A 13,194-nucleotide genomic window follows, 5' to 3' on the forward strand; every position below is an offset into this window, starting at 1 on the left:
CCCCGGGAACGACGAAGCCCCCACCCGATCCGGGTGGGGGCTTCGTCGTGCTCGGTGAGCTCAGAGGCAGCGTCGAATCACAGGACGCGCACGTTCGCGGCCTGGAGACCCTTGGGGCCCTCCTCGACGTCGAACTCGACCTTCTGCTCCTCGTTGAGGGTGCGGAAGCCGGACGTCTGGATCGCGCTGTAGTGCGCGAAGACATCGGCGCCGCCGTCGTCGGGGGCGATGAATCCGAAGCCCTTGTCGGCGTTGAACCACTTGACGGTTCCGGTGGCCATCTTGTCTCTCCTTCAGCGAGTTCCGGGCGGCACTTCCGACCCGGTGTCGCAGCTTTCACGTTCCACCGAACCGACCGAAGGGGTGCTTCCCGAGATCGTGGCCAATCGCTCAAACCTTGCAACTGGCGAACAGCCTAGAGCACGCCCCGGGCCGAGTGGCACCCCGTTTGAGCGGGGGAAAGTGAAAGTTGGGTAACGCGTCGGGAGGCATCGGAGGTAGTTCGAAAGAACTAGGCGCTTATAGTCACTTCGCACCAAAGTCAAGACTGTCATTTGACCTCAGCAACTCCTTACGTTGACCCCAGTGCTGTTGCGCCCCACTCCGGCGCACCAGTCGAGCGGGGCAACTCGGACCCCGCCGTGATCCCGAGGGGGAACCGTTTCGTGAAGCGACTCATCATCGCGACGACGGGTGTGGCACTGACAGCCTCGATGGCTGCTCTGGGCTCCACGTCGGTCAGCGCATCACCGTCCGGCGGCGGCGTGCCCGTCACCACGGCAGCCGAAGGGGCCTCGGAGCCCGACCTGCCCCACCCGCTCGAGGACAAGCGCACCGCGCTGCGTGAGCAGGCGGTGGCCGCGGTCGTCGGCGGCGATCTCCAGCCTCGGACCGTCGCGGGATCGGAGGTCGTCCAGGTCGGCGAGGGGGCCGCACCCCAGGACGCGGCGCTGGCTCAGAACGATGCCGCGCCGCAGGCCAAGCGTCAGGCGGCCCAGAGCAAGCCGAAGCAGGCGCAGTACGTCGAGCTCGCCCAGGAGCGGGCCGACAAGGTCTTCGTGATCCTGGCCGAGTTCGGCGACGAGCGTCACCCCGACTATCCCGACGGCGACACGGACCCGGCCACGGCCGGACCCGAGCGGTTCGACGGACCCCTGCACAACACGATCGCCGAGCCCGACCGCTCGCGTGACAACACCACGGTGTGGCAGGCCGACTACAACCGCGCGCACTACGAGAGCCTGTACTTCGGCACCGGCGACGGCGTCGAGTCGGTGAAGACCTACTACGAGAAGCAGTCCTCGGGCCGGTACACCGTCGACGGCACCGTCTCCGACTGGGTCAAGGTGCCGTACAACACCGCGCGCTACGGCCGTGAGGACGCCGACACGTGGCAGCTCGTGTCCGATGCGCTGGAGGCGTGGGTCGCCGACCAGAAGGCCGCTGGCCAGACCGACGCGCAGATCGCGGCCGCCATCGCCGAGTACGACGTCTACGACCGCTACGACTTCGACGGTGACGGCGTGTTCGACGAGGCCGACGGCTACATCGACCACTTCCAGGTCGTCCACGCCGGCCCCGGCGAGGAGGACGGCGACGCCACCTACGGCGAGGACGCCATCTGGTCGCACCGCTGGTACGCCTTCCTGACCGACGCCGGCCTCACCGGCCCGGCCGACAACAAGCTCGGCGGCACCCAGGTCGGCTCGACCGGCGTGTGGGTCGGCGACTACACGATCCAGCCCGAGAACGGCGGCCTGTCGGTCTTCGTGCACGAGTACGGCCACGACCTCGGCCTTCCCGACGCGTACGACACCTCCGGCGGGGGCGACAACAACAACGAGCACTGGACCCTGATGGCCCAGAGCCGGCTCAACGCCGAGGGTGAACCGTTGGGCACCCGCCCGGGCGACTTCGGCGCCTGGGAGAAGCTGCAGCTCGGTTGGCTCGACTACGAGGTCGTGGCCCACGACGACAAGCGCTCCCTGGACCTCGGGCCGCAGGAGTACAACTCCGACCGGCCGCAGGCCGCCGTCGTGCCCCTGCCGGACAAGGAGGTCACGACCGACAACGGCGCGCCCTTCGCGGGGGAGAAGCAGTACTTCTCCGGTTCGGGCGACGACCTGTCGAACACGCTGACCACCACGGTCGACCTGACCGGCAAGGCCTCGGCGAGCCTCGCCGGGCAGGTCCGGTACGAGATCGAGGAGGGCTACGACTTCCTCTACGTCCAGGCCTCGACCGACGGTGGTGCGAACTGGACCTCGCTCGACGGCACGATCGGCGGTCAGCCGATCGGTACCGACACGTCAGGTCGTCCCGGCATCGACGGGGAGCAGGTCGAGTGGGCCGCGCTCGAGGTCCCGCTCGACGCGTATGCGGGCGCTCCCGTGCAGGTGCGGTTCCAGTACAAGACCGACGGCGGCCTGGCCCTGGCGGGCTTCTTCGCCGACGACCTCGTGGTGACCGCCGACGGTGAGGAGGTCTCGAGCGACGGTGCCGAGACCGACGCCGGCGCGTGGGTCGGCGACGGCTTCAACGCCGTGGGTGCCTCGACGACGGCCACGTTCGACCACTTCTACATCATGGGAAACCGGTCCTACGTCGACTACGACCAGTACCTGCGGACCGGTCCGTACAACTTCGGTTTCGCGGACACCAAGCCGGACTGGGTCGAGCACTACCCGTACCAGGAGGGTCTGCTGATCTCGTACTGGGACACGTCCCAGGCCGACAACAACACGAGTCAGCACCCGGGCGAGGGTCGCAACCTGATCATCGACTCGCGGCCGCGACCCGACATCAACCTGTGGACGGGTGCGCCGTGGCGGGCTCGGATCCAGGTGTACGACGCCCCGTTCTCCACGAAGAAGGCCGACACCCTGACGTTGCACAGCAACGGCCAGGAGTCGAAGATCCGCGGTGACGCGGCAGTGCGTACCTTCACCGACACCGGTACGTACTTCTACGACTCGCTGCCCAACCACGGCGTCAAGCTCCCGGCCACCGGGTTCTCGGTCACCGTGACCAAGCAGAACGGCGCCACCATGACGGTGAAGTTCAACCACAAGTAGGGCAGCCAGGACGACTCGGCGCCGGCCTCCTCGGGGAGGTCGGCGCCGAGCCGTGCGGTTCAGAGGTCGTAGTCGGCCACGAGCGGCGCGTGGTCGGACCACCGCTCGGCCCAGCTGACCGCGCGGTCGACCTCGCACGTGCGCGCGGAGGCGCCGAGCTCGGGCGTGGCCAGCTGGTAGTCGATGCGCCAGCCGGTGTCGTTGTCGAAGGCTTGGCCGCGCATGGACCACCACGTGTAGGGACCGTCGACCTCGCCGGCGAGCCGCCTGGCGACGTCGACCCACCCGAGCTCGCCGAAGAACCGGTCGAAGTACGCGCGTTCCTCGGGCAGGAAGCCGGCCTTCTTGACGTTGCCCTTGGCGTTGCGGATGTCGAGTGGCGTGTGCGCCACGTTGAGGTCGCCGGTGACGACCGCGTGCCCGGCGGCGTCGAGCTCGGCCAGTCGCGTGGTCATGTTCTGCAGGAACCGGTACTTCTCGTCCTGCCGGGGCGTACCCACCTCGCCGGAGTGCACGTAGGCCGACACGACCGTGACGGTGGTGTCGCCGTGCGGCACGTCGGCCTCGATCCAGCGACCGGCGTCCTCGAAGCCCTCGCCCACGCCGACGCGAACGGCGGTGGCCTCGGAACGGCTGAGCACCGCGACGCCGGCGCGACCCTTCGCGGCCGCCTCGGTGTGCGCCACGTGGTAGCCCGTCCCGGCGAGCAGCTCACGCACGATCTCGTCGGGTGCGCGGACCTCCTGCAGCGTCACGATGTCGCAGTCACGCTCGGCGAGGAACTCCTGCAGGCCGGTCGACTGCCCCCGGTTCTTGTTCCATGCGGCGCGGATCCCGTTGACGTTGACGCTGGCGATACGAAGCACGCGCCCCACCGTAACGACCGGCAGCGACACGCAGGCCCGAGGGGCGCAGGGCCGTGACGGCGGCCGCTGGGAGCGGTAGTGTCGCTTCGACCTCGTCCTCTCAGGAAGAAATCAGGTACTGCCGTGGATCTCTCGAAGATCAATCCGCTCAACCTCGGCGCTCTGGTCGCCGGGGGGCTGACGATCATCCTCTCGTTCATCCCGTCCTACGTCACCGCGTCGGTGGACTCCGACATCGCGGGCGTCAACTACTCCTCGGGCACGAGCGCCTGGGACAGCTTCGCGGTGCTGGGCATGCTGCTGCTCGTGGCGGCCACCGCTGCGATCGCGGTCAAGGTGTTCGCACCCCAGGTGCTTCCCGCGGGAGTGCCGATCAACCTGGTCGCCGCCGCGGCCGCCGGTCTCGGAACCCTGCTCCTGCTCCTGCGCGCCTTCACCTACTCGGGTGGCTTCGGCGTCGACGTGGGCCCGGGATGGTCGGGATTCGCCATCTTCATCACCTCGATCGCGCTGACGGTCTTCGCCGCACTGGGCTTCAAGGACTCCGGTGAGAAGATCCCGAACTACGGCAACAACGGCGGCGGCCAGCCGCCGGCCGGTCCGACGCCGCCGGCACCGCCGGCCGGTCCGCCGGCTCCCTGAGCTGACGACCCACTAGCGGTCGATCGAACGCCCGTCCTTCACGCCGTGAAGGGCGGGCGTTCGTCCATGCGGATGGACTGACGGCCGGCCCAGCGCCACAGCCGAGCCGTGAGGTCGCGGTCCTGCTCGGTGACGAGGTTGCCCATGACCCGCAGGGCCACCGTCATCAGGCGGTGCGAGCGCATGCCCACGGGGCCCGCGATCGGCAGGAGGCGGGGGACCGTGAGCAGGCCCGCGAGTCGGCGGGCGATCGAGAACGCCTCGCCGTAGTGCGTGGTCAGGAGATGGGGCCAGGCCAGGTCGAGACGGTCCTCCTGCAGGAGCAGGTCGATCCCCACGCGACCGGTCTCGAGCCCGTAGTCGATGCCCTCGCCGTTGAGCGGGTTGACGCATCCTGCGGCGTCGCCGACCAGGATCCAGTTGGGGCCGGCGACGCCGGAGACGGCACCACCCATCGGCAGCAGGGCGCTCGTGGGGGCCCGCAGCTCACCGGACAGGTCCCACTCCTGGCGGCGCAGGTCCGCGTAGTACTGCATCAACGGCCGGATCTGGAGGGCGGCCGGACGCTTGGCCGTGGCGAGCGCCCCGACACCGAGGTTGACCTCGCCCTGCTCGGCGCCGAGCGGGAAGATCCAGCCGTATCCGGGGAGCAGCTCGTCCTGCTCGTCGCGCAGCTCCAGGTGCGAGCTGATCCACGGGTCGTCGGCCCGGGTCGACTTCACGTACGAGCGTCCGGCGATGCCGTAGGCGGTGTCGCGGTGCCACTCGCGGCCGAGGGCCTTGCCGAGGGGCGACTTCACACCGTCGGCGACGACCAGACGGTCGCAGAAGATCGTGTGCGGGGTGCGCTCGGCGCCGATCAGCAGGTGCACCGACGTCACGCGGCCGCTGCTGTCGCGGTCGACGTCGACGGCTCGCGCGTGGTCGATGCCCAGGGCGCCGGAGTCGAGGGCGACGTGGCGGATGCGGTCGTCGAGCTCGGTCCGGGGCACGGCCGAGCCGTGGTCGGGGAGAGAGCCACCGGGCCAGGGGAGCAGCAGCTCGACGCCGAAGCCCGCGGCACGGAGCCCGCGGTTGCGCGTGTGTCCGCGGACCCAGTCGCCGAGGCCGAGCCGGTCGAGCTCGTCGATGGCCCGCGGGGTCAGTCCGTCGCCGCAGGTCTTGTCACGGGGGAACGTGGCCGCATCGACCAGCACCACGTCGAGACCCGACCGGGCGGCCCAGGCGGCGGCCGCCGATCCGGCGGGTCCGGCACCGACCACGAGGACGTCGGTACGGGTCGGCAGGGGCATGGGCCCAGTGTTCCAGAGCCTGCGAAGATATGACGGTGACAACCCCCCTCTCCGCTCGTCCCGACGTCCGGTTCGCCTCGCGCGGCTCGTCGCACTTCGACGTCCTCCTGGCCCTGTTCGTCGTGGTCCTGGTCGTCTCCAACATCGCTGCGACCAAGAGCATCGAGTTCGGGTCCGGCTCCTGGAGCATCGGCTCGTTGCAGCTGTGGCCCGTCGTGACCGACGGCGGCGCGTTCCTGTTCCCCCTCGCCTACATCGTGGGCGACGTCATCAGCGAGGTCTACGGCTTCAAGGCCGCCCGCCGCGCCGTCCTGATGGGCTTCGCCGCGGCGATCCTCGCGGCCTTCACGTTCTGGCTCGTCCAGATCGCCCCGGGCGCCAGCTTCTACGAGAACCAGGACGCCTTCGAGAGCGTGGCCGGACCGGTCGCGCAGATCGTGCTCGCGAGCGTCACGGGGTACGTCGTCGGTCAGCTGCTGAACTCCTGGGTCCTCGTGCGGATGAAGGCCCGCACGAAGGAGAAGGGCCTCGTCGGCCGGCTCGCGGCCTCGACGGGCGTCGGCGAGATGGCCGACACGTTCCTGTTCTGTGCCATCGCCGCCACGGCCATCGGCATCGACTCGATGGGCGTGTTCTGGAACTACTTCGTCGTGGGAGTCATCTACAAGATCTCGGTCGAGCTGCTCGTGATGCCGCTGACGGTGGCCGTGATCGGCTGGCTCAAGCGCCGCGAGCCGACGTACTGAGGGATGGCAGGCCGATGGTTCCTTGCCCGCCCCTTGAGGTGCGAGTGAGGGACGAACGAGCCTCGAAAGGGGTCACCGCAACCCGTCGGTGACCGAGGTTTCGAGGCTCCTCGCTGGCGCTCGTCACACCTCAACCACCGGTGTGGCGTCAAGCTCGCGCGTAGCGCCCCATGAAGTCGGCCTTCAGGTCGGCGTAGGTGCCATCGGCGAGGCTCGCGCGGATCCGGTCGACCAGACGCACGACGAAGCGCTCGTTGTGGATCGTGCCGAGCGTCGCGGCCAGGTACTCGCCGGTCTTGTAGAGGTGGTGCATGTAGGCGCGCGAGTAGTTCCGGCACGTGTAGCAGTCGCACTCGGCGTCGATCGGGTCGAAGTTGCGCTTGTTGGCGGCGACCTTGAGGTTGAACCAGCCGTCCGCCGCGTACAGCCGAGCGGTGCGGGCCACCCGCGACGGGTTGACGCAGTCGAACGTGTCGCAGCCCGACTCGATCGCGGCGAACAGGTCCTCCGGCTCACCGATGCCGAGCAGGTGCCGTGGCTTGTCGTCGGGCAGCTCGTCGGTGACCCAGGCCGTGATCGTGCCGAGGTTCTCCTTCTCGATCGCCCCGCCGATGCCGAACCCGTCGAAGCCGCGTCCGTCGGTGACGCTGCCCTCGGCCGCGAGTGACACGAGGTCGCGCGCGGCCTTGCGACGCAGGTCCTCGTACTGCGCGCCCTGCACGACCCCGAACAGCGCCTGGTAGGGCTTCCCGGCCCGCTCCTCGGTGAGCTTCTGATGCTCGGTGATGCAGCGCACGGCCCACGCCTGGGTGCGGTCGAGCGACGCCTCCTGGTACCCGCGGGTGTTCATCAGCGTCGTGAGCTCGTCGAACGCGAAGATGATGTCGGCCCCCAGCTCGTGCTGGATCCGCATCGAGACCTCGGGGGTGAATCGGTGCTTCGAGCCGTCCAGGTGGCTCTTGAACGTCACGCCGTCGTCGTCGACGACCGCGAGCCGGTCCTTGCCCTCGGCGATGACGTCATCGGACGTCACGCCCTTCGCGTCCATCGCCAGGGTCTTCTTGAACCCCGCTCCGAGGCTCAGCACCTGGAAGCCGCCTGAGTCGGTGAACGTGGGGCCGCGCCAGTTCATGAAGGCGCCCAGGCCCCCGGCCTCGTCGATCAGGTCCGATCCGGGCTGCAGGTACAGGTGGTACGCGTTCGCGAGCAGCGCCTGGGCGCCGATCTCGACCATGGTCTCGGGCAGCACCGCCTTGACGGTCGCGCGCGTGCCCACCGGGATGAAGGCCGGCGTCGCGATCTGGCCGTGCGGGGTCGAGATCACGCCGGCTCGGGCTCGTGTGTCCTGGGCCTGGCTGGTGATCTCGAACATGGGGTCAGTCAAGCAGCCGGTCGACCGCGGGCCAGAGGGCGGCGAGGGTCAGGGCCAGCAGGGCGAGGTTCCAGAACCCGGCCGGCAGGTGGGTGAGCCGCGCCAGCACGTCGGCGTCGCTGGTGGCACTGCGGCTGCGGCGGCGGTGGCCCCAGAGCTCGACGACGGTCCGGGGCGCCGCGAGCAGCCAGAACCAGGAGGCGGACGCGAGCACCAGCACCTGCAGGTCGGCGTCGGCCCGGTACGCCGTGGCCGCCACGGCGGCTCCGGCCACCAGCACGACGAGGAGTCCGAACAGGTTGCGGATGAACACCAGCGTGACGACGAGCAGCGCGAGTGCCACCCAGAGCGCCTCGACGACCCAGCCCAGGCGCACGGCCGCGATCAGCAGCAGACCGACGACCGAGGGCGCGAGATAGCCGGCTGCAGCCGTGGCCACCATGCCGGGGCCCCGCGGCTTGCCGCGCGAGACCGTCAGCCCGGACGTGTCGGCGTGGAGGCTGATGCCGTTCAGGCGCCGCCCCGTCACGACCGCGACACCGGCGTGCCCCAGCTCGTGCACGAGCGTGACGGCGTGCCGGGCGTACCGCCACGCCGTGGGCACGGCCACGAGGGTCGCGCCCACCGCGGGCGGGAGCCAGGGGCTGTCGAGCAGTGAGGTCAGGTCCACTGCGTCGGATCACTGGTGGTCGGGTCGACCAGCTCGATCCGACTCGCGTCGCCCGTGGTGACGCCCAGGCCCGCCGCGATGCGGTGCTGCACGGCTCCCTCGCGGTGACGGCTCTGCCGGTCCAGGCTCAGGCCCAGCGCGGTGTGGGCCCAGGCGCTCGTGGGCTCGAGCTCGACCAGACGGCGGAACGCCTTCTCGGCGGACTCCAGGTGGGCCGCGGCGAAGTGCGCGCGACCGACGAGCTCCCAGGCGCCGGCGTGGCCGGGCTCGGTGTCGACGACCTTCTGCAGGACCCGCGCGGCCTCGCGGGGGAACCGCGAGTCGAGGAGCTCCTGGCCGTACCGGAAGGCGTCGAAGGTCTCCATCGCGGCGATCTTCTCCTCGGTGATGGTGGGCTTCATGTAGATGGTCATGGTGCTCCTCCTTCCGAGGCGGACCCGCGGTCTGCGGGGGTTCGAGGGGCTCAACGTCGCGGTCGCGGGCGTTGTTCCCGTGCCGTGGGCTCCGTGTCGCGGCCCGAACTGTCGGTGGCGCCGTCGACACTGGACGTCATGGACCTCCTGATCGGCCTCGGTGTCGGACTCGTGCTCGGCCTGGCTCTCGGCATGCTGCTCGTGCAGGCCCGGGCCGCGTCCGCCGCGGCCACCGCCGCTGCCCTGCGCGACCAGGTCGAGGTGCTGCGGGCGCAGCAGCAGGCCGGTGCCCGCGCCGACGGCGAGGAGAGCCTGGTGCTGCAGGCGCTGGCCCCGGTCAACGAGACCCTGCGCACGATGCAGAAGACCGTCAGCGACCTCGAGCAGCAGCGGCACGCCCAGCACGGCCAGCTCGCCGAGCAGCTGCGGCACACGCAGGCCACCGCCGAGCGGTCGAGGGAGGCTGCCGAGGCGCTCGCGTCCGCCATGAGCAACAACGCGGTACGCGGGGTGTGGGGCGAGACCCAGCTGCGCACGCTCGTCGAGTCCGCGGGCCTGCTGCACCGGGTCGACTTCGACACCCAGGCCACGATCACCGCCGAGAGCGGCCGGCGGCGTCCCGACATGGTGCTGCGGCTGCCCGGCGGGAAGTCCATGGCAGTCGACGCCAAGGTGCCGCTCACGGCCTTCCTGGAGTCCGCCTCGGCCACCGGTGCCGAGCGCGACCGTCTGCTGGCCGAGCACGCGCGTGCCGTGCGGGCCCACGTCGACGCACTCGCTGCGAAGCAGTACTGGACCGGCCTCGACACCAGCCCGGAGTTCACGATCGCCTTCATCCCGAGCGAGCCGGTGCTCGCGGCGGCGCTCGAGCAGGATCCGTCGCTGCTCGACCACGCGTTCGCGCGGCGCATCGTGCTGGCGTCGCCCGTCAGCCTCTGGGCCGTCATCAAGACCGTCGCGCTCACGTGGCAGCAGCAGGCGCTCAGCGACGACGCCCGCCAGCTGCTCGTGCTGGGCAAGGAGCTGTACGGCCGTCTCGCGCTGCTGGGCGAGCGCGCCGACACCCTGCGACGCTCGCTCAGCCGCACCGTCGAGAGCTACAACGCCTTCGCCGGCACGCTCGAGAGTCGCGTGCTGGTCACCGCTCGCAAGCTCGACGCGCTCGACGAGAGCACCGTCATCGGCACGCCCGGCATGGTCGAGGTCGAGCCCAAGGCGCTCGCCCAGCCCGAGCTCGCGCCCGAGGTCGAGCCGCTGACGCGATGACGGTGGTCTGTGGTCGGCCGGTGGCGGACAAGCGGCATGGACCGGAAGCGGCGGGACCGGCTGTCGTCCGTCTGGCCGTGCTGGACCGACGATGATGCATTGAGGCAGCGGTGACGACCGGTATGCATCATCCTCGGTCCCCGTGGGACGACGGATGATGCATCGAGGTGGTCGGGGCTACCCGGATGCATCATCTCTGGTCAGACTGGCGCTCACCGCGGGCCCGCTCGGCTGTCCATGCCGCTTGTCCGCAGCGCTGACGACGTCAGCGGAAGGACTTCAGGCGAGAGCCTGGTCCAGGTCGGCGAGCAGGTCGACGACGTCCTCGATGCCCACCGAGAGGCGCACGAGGTCGTCGGGCACCTCGAGCGCCGAGCCCGCGGTCGAGGCGTGGGTCATCGCGCCGGGGTGCTCGATCAGCGACTCGATGCCGCCCAGGCTCTCGGCCAGGGTGAACACCTGGACCCGGTTGCAGAGGTCGAGGGCCGCCTCGCGGCCGCCCGTGAGACGGATCGAGATCATGCCGCCGAAGCGGCGCATCTGACGCTCCGCCACGGCGTGGCCGGGATGGTCCGACAGCCCCGGGTACAGCACCTGGGCCACCTTGGGGTGTCGCGACAGGGCGTCCACGACGGCCTCCGCGTTGGTGCAGTGCTGCTCCATCCGCACCGCGAGCGTCTTGATCCCGCGCAGGGTGAGGTAGGCGTCGAACGGACCCGGCACCGCGCCGGCACCGTTCTGCAGGAAGCCGAAACCGGCGTCGAGCTCCGGGTCGGAGGTCAGGAGCGCACCACCGACCACGTCGGAGTGCCCACCGAGGTACTTCGTCGTGGAGTGCAGGACGACGTCCGCGCCGAGGGCCAGGGGCTGCTGGAGGTACGGCGAGGCGAACGTGTTGTCGACCACGAACTTCGCTCCGGCGTTCTGGGCGATACCCGAGATCGCGGCGATGTCACCGATCGACAGCAGCGGGTTGGTGGGCGTCTCGATCCAGATCACCTTGGTCGCCGGGGTCACGGCGGCTGCGACGGCGTCGAGGTCGCCCACGGCTGCAGGCGTGTAGGTGATGCCCCACTGCGAGAAGACCTTGTCGATGAGGCGGAACGTGCCGCCGTACGCGTCGTCGGGGATCACGAGGTGGTCACCGGGGCGCAGCAGGGTGCGCAGCGCCGTGTCGGTGGCCGCCATGCCGGAGGCGAACGCGCGACCGTGGGTGGCTCCCTCCAGCGACGCGAGGGCCCCCTCGAGCGCCGTGCGCGTGGGGTTGCCGGTGCGGGCGTACTCGTACCCGTCACGCATGCCCCCCACGCCGTCCTGCGCGAACGTGGAGCTGGCCACGATCGGCGGGTTGACGGCCCCGTGGCCGGGGTCCGGCGTGTAGCCGGCGTGGATCGCGCGGGTGGCGAAGCCCTCGGCCGCGATGCGCTCGGCGTGATCGGGGTTCTCGGCGCTGTCGGACACGTTCGTCATACGTGCACTCCCAGGAGGTCGTGGCGGGTCAGGACACCCAGCGGCTTGCCGTCCTCGATGACCAGCACCGCGTCGTTCGCGGACAGCAGCTCCTGGGCATCGTCCAGGCTCTCACCCGAACCGAGCAGGGGGAGCGGCGCTTCCATGTGCTGGGACACGGGGTCGGTCAGGGACGCCCGGCTCTCGAAGACGGCGCTCAGGAGCTCGCGCTCGCTGACGCTGCCCGCGACCTCACCGATCACGACCGGCGGCTCCGGACCGACGACGGGCATCTGGGAGACGCCGTACTCGTGGAGGATGCTGATCGCGTCGCGGACCGTCTCCTGCGGATGCGTGTGCACGAGTGCCGGCATCGCGCCGGACTTGCGGCGCAGCACGTCGCCCACGGTCGGGGCGGCCGTGTGACCGGGATCGAGACGCTGGCGCAGGAAGCCGTAGGAGCTCATCCAGTCGTCGTTGAAGATCTTCGACAGGTAGCCGCGTCCGCCGTCGGGGAGCAGCACCACGACGACCGCGTCGGGCCCCTCGCGCTCGGCGACCTGCTGGGCGGCGACGGCCGCCATGCCGCACGAGCCTCCGACGAGCAGGCCCTCCTCGCGGGCGAGCCGCCGCGTCATGTCGAAGGAGTCGGCATCGCTGACGGCGATGATCTCGTCGGGGATGTCGGGGTCGTAGGCGCTGGGCCAGAAGTCCTCGCCCACGCCCTCGACGAGGTAGGGACGACCCGTGCCGCCGGAGTAGACCGAGCCGACCGGGTCGACGCCCACGACCTTGACGCGGCCGCCGGAGACCTCCTTGAGGTACTTGCCGGCGCCGCTGATCGTGCCGCCGGTGCCGATGCCGGCGACGAAGTGCGTGATCCGGCCGTCGGTGTCGGCCCAGATCTCCGGACCCGTGGTCTCGTAGTGCGACTGCGGTCCGGCGGGGTTGGAGTACTGGTCGGGCTTCCAGCCGCCCTCGGTCTCGCGCACGAGCCGGTCGGACACGTTGTAGTAGCTGTCGGGGTGCTCCGGGGGGACGGCCGTTGGGCAGACGACGACCTTCGCGCCGTAGGCCATCATCGTGTTCCGCTTGTCCTCGCTGACCTTGTCGGGACAGACGAAGATGCAGCTGTAGCCGCGCTGCTGGGCCACGATGGCCAGGCCCACGCCGGTGTTGCCGGAGGTGGGCTCGATGATCGTGCCGCCGGGCTTGAGGGCACCGGACTCCTCGGCGGCGTCGACCATGCGGACCGCGATGCGGTCCTTGGCGCTGCCCCCGGGGTTGAGGTACTCGACCTTCGCGGCCAGGAGGCCGGCCTCGGGGCCCACGACGCGGTTCAGCCGCACCAGCGGGGTGTTGCCGATGAGGTCGACGACGGTGTTGGCGATGCGCATGTCTCCA

12 protein-coding genes are annotated in these 13,194 nt (G+C 70.2%); 4 read left to right on the plus strand and 8 right to left on the minus strand.

The features are described from left to right. Positions 1–77: 77 nt before the first annotated feature. Complete coding sequence (locus tag V6S66_RS06450; protein ID WP_290580514.1) at positions 78–281, minus strand: cold-shock protein; 204 nt, start codon at positions 279–281, stop codon at positions 78–80. A gap of 384 nt (positions 282–665) precedes the next feature. Between V6S66_RS06450 and V6S66_RS06455 the strand changes: the two genes are divergently transcribed. Beyond that, positions 666–3,074, plus strand: coding sequence for an immune inhibitor A domain-containing protein (locus V6S66_RS06455; RefSeq protein ID WP_334205921.1), 2,409 nt, complete (start codon positions 666–668; stop codon positions 3,072–3,074). A gap of 59 nt (positions 3,075–3,133) precedes the next feature. Here the strand turns inward: V6S66_RS06455 and V6S66_RS06460 are convergent, their stop codons facing one another. Further along, positions 3,134–3,949, minus strand: a complete 816-nt coding sequence (locus V6S66_RS06460; RefSeq protein WP_442885896.1) for an exodeoxyribonuclease III — start codon at positions 3,947–3,949, stop codon at positions 3,134–3,136. A gap of 114 nt (positions 3,950–4,063) precedes the next feature. Here V6S66_RS06460 and V6S66_RS06465 point away from each other — a divergent pair, with 114 nt between their 5' ends. Further along, on the plus strand, positions 4,064–4,582 hold the full coding sequence (locus V6S66_RS06465; RefSeq protein ID WP_334205923.1) for a hypothetical protein: 519 nt from the start codon (positions 4,064–4,066) through the stop codon (positions 4,580–4,582). 38 nt (positions 4,583–4,620) lie between these two features. Here V6S66_RS06465 and V6S66_RS06470 read toward each other — a convergent pair whose 3' ends face one another. Further along, complete coding sequence (locus tag V6S66_RS06470) at positions 4,621–5,874, minus strand: geranylgeranyl reductase family protein (RefSeq protein ID WP_334205924.1); 1,254 nt, start codon at positions 5,872–5,874, stop codon at positions 4,621–4,623. Between the two features lie 35 nt (positions 5,875–5,909). Between V6S66_RS06470 and V6S66_RS06475 the strand changes: the two genes are divergently transcribed. Then, the gene (locus V6S66_RS06475) at positions 5,910–6,620 is read left to right on the plus strand and encodes a queuosine precursor transporter (RefSeq protein WP_334205925.1); all 711 of its coding nucleotides are present in this window, start codon (positions 5,910–5,912) and stop codon (positions 6,618–6,620) included. 148 nt (positions 6,621–6,768) lie between these two features. Here V6S66_RS06475 and tgt read toward each other — a convergent pair whose 3' ends face one another. The 3 genes from tgt to V6S66_RS06490 are packed head-to-tail and all read right to left on the minus strand — an operon-like array spanning position 6,769 to position 9,075. Further along, complete coding sequence (gene tgt / locus V6S66_RS06480) at positions 6,769–7,992, minus strand: tRNA guanosine(34) transglycosylase Tgt (protein ID WP_334205926.1); 1,224 nt, start codon at positions 7,990–7,992, stop codon at positions 6,769–6,771. A gap of 4 nt (positions 7,993–7,996) precedes the next feature. Further along, entirely contained in the window at positions 7,997–8,662 is a 666-nt protein-coding gene (locus V6S66_RS06485; RefSeq protein WP_334205927.1) for a M50 family metallopeptidase, read from the minus strand. Continuing rightward, positions 8,653–9,075, minus strand: coding sequence for a tetratricopeptide repeat protein (locus V6S66_RS06490; protein ID WP_334205928.1), 423 nt, complete (start codon positions 9,073–9,075; stop codon positions 8,653–8,655). Before V6S66_RS06490 ends, V6S66_RS06485 begins: the two co-directional genes overlap by 10 nt. A 138-nt stretch (positions 9,076–9,213) precedes the next feature. Here V6S66_RS06490 and V6S66_RS06495 point away from each other — a divergent pair, with 138 nt between their 5' ends. Then, positions 9,214–10,341, plus strand: a complete 1,128-nt coding sequence (locus tag V6S66_RS06495) for a DNA recombination protein RmuC (RefSeq protein WP_334205929.1) — start codon at positions 9,214–9,216, stop codon at positions 10,339–10,341. A gap of 279 nt (positions 10,342–10,620) precedes the next feature. Here V6S66_RS06495 and V6S66_RS06500 read toward each other — a convergent pair whose 3' ends face one another. Then, a complete protein-coding gene (locus V6S66_RS06500) occupies positions 10,621–11,811 on the minus strand; it encodes a cystathionine gamma-synthase (protein WP_334205930.1) in 1,191 nt (396 codons plus the stop codon). Further along, a complete protein-coding gene (locus V6S66_RS06505) occupies positions 11,808–13,187 on the minus strand; it encodes a cystathionine beta-synthase (protein ID WP_334205931.1) in 1,380 nt (459 codons plus the stop codon). The genes V6S66_RS06500 and V6S66_RS06505 overlap by 4 nt, the downstream gene beginning before the upstream one ends. Positions 13,188–13,194 lie beyond the last annotated feature (7 nt).

The organism is Aeromicrobium sp. Sec7.5 (assembly GCF_036867135.1).
GTDB lineage: Bacteria > Actinomycetota > Actinomycetes > Propionibacteriales > Nocardioidaceae > Aeromicrobium.

Excerpts from the sequence above, each read along its gene's own strand:
- V6S66_RS06490 (WP_334205928.1), bottom strand. The coding sequence starts at position 9,075 with ATGACCATCTACATGAAGCCCACCATCACCGAGGAGAAGATCGCCGCG.
- V6S66_RS06495 (WP_334205929.1), top strand. The coding sequence starts at position 9,214 with ATGGACCTCCTGATCGGCCTCGGTGTCGGACTCGTGCTCGGCCTGGCT.
- V6S66_RS06470 (WP_334205924.1), bottom strand. The coding sequence starts at position 5,874 with ATGCCCCTGCCGACCCGTACCGACGTCCTCGTGGTCGGTGCCGGACCC.
- tgt (WP_334205926.1), bottom strand. The coding sequence starts at position 7,992 with ATGTTCGAGATCACCAGCCAGGCCCAGGACACACGAGCCCGAGCCGGC.
- V6S66_RS06505 (WP_334205931.1), bottom strand. The coding sequence starts at position 13,187 with ATGCGCATCGCCAACACCGTCGTCGACCTCATCGGCAACACCCCGCTG.
- V6S66_RS06450 (WP_290580514.1), bottom strand. The coding sequence starts at position 281 with ATGGCCACCGGAACCGTCAAGTGGTTCAACGCCGACAAGGGCTTCGGA.
- V6S66_RS06500 (WP_334205930.1), bottom strand. The coding sequence starts at position 11,811 with ATGACGAACGTGTCCGACAGCGCCGAGAACCCCGATCACGCCGAGCGC.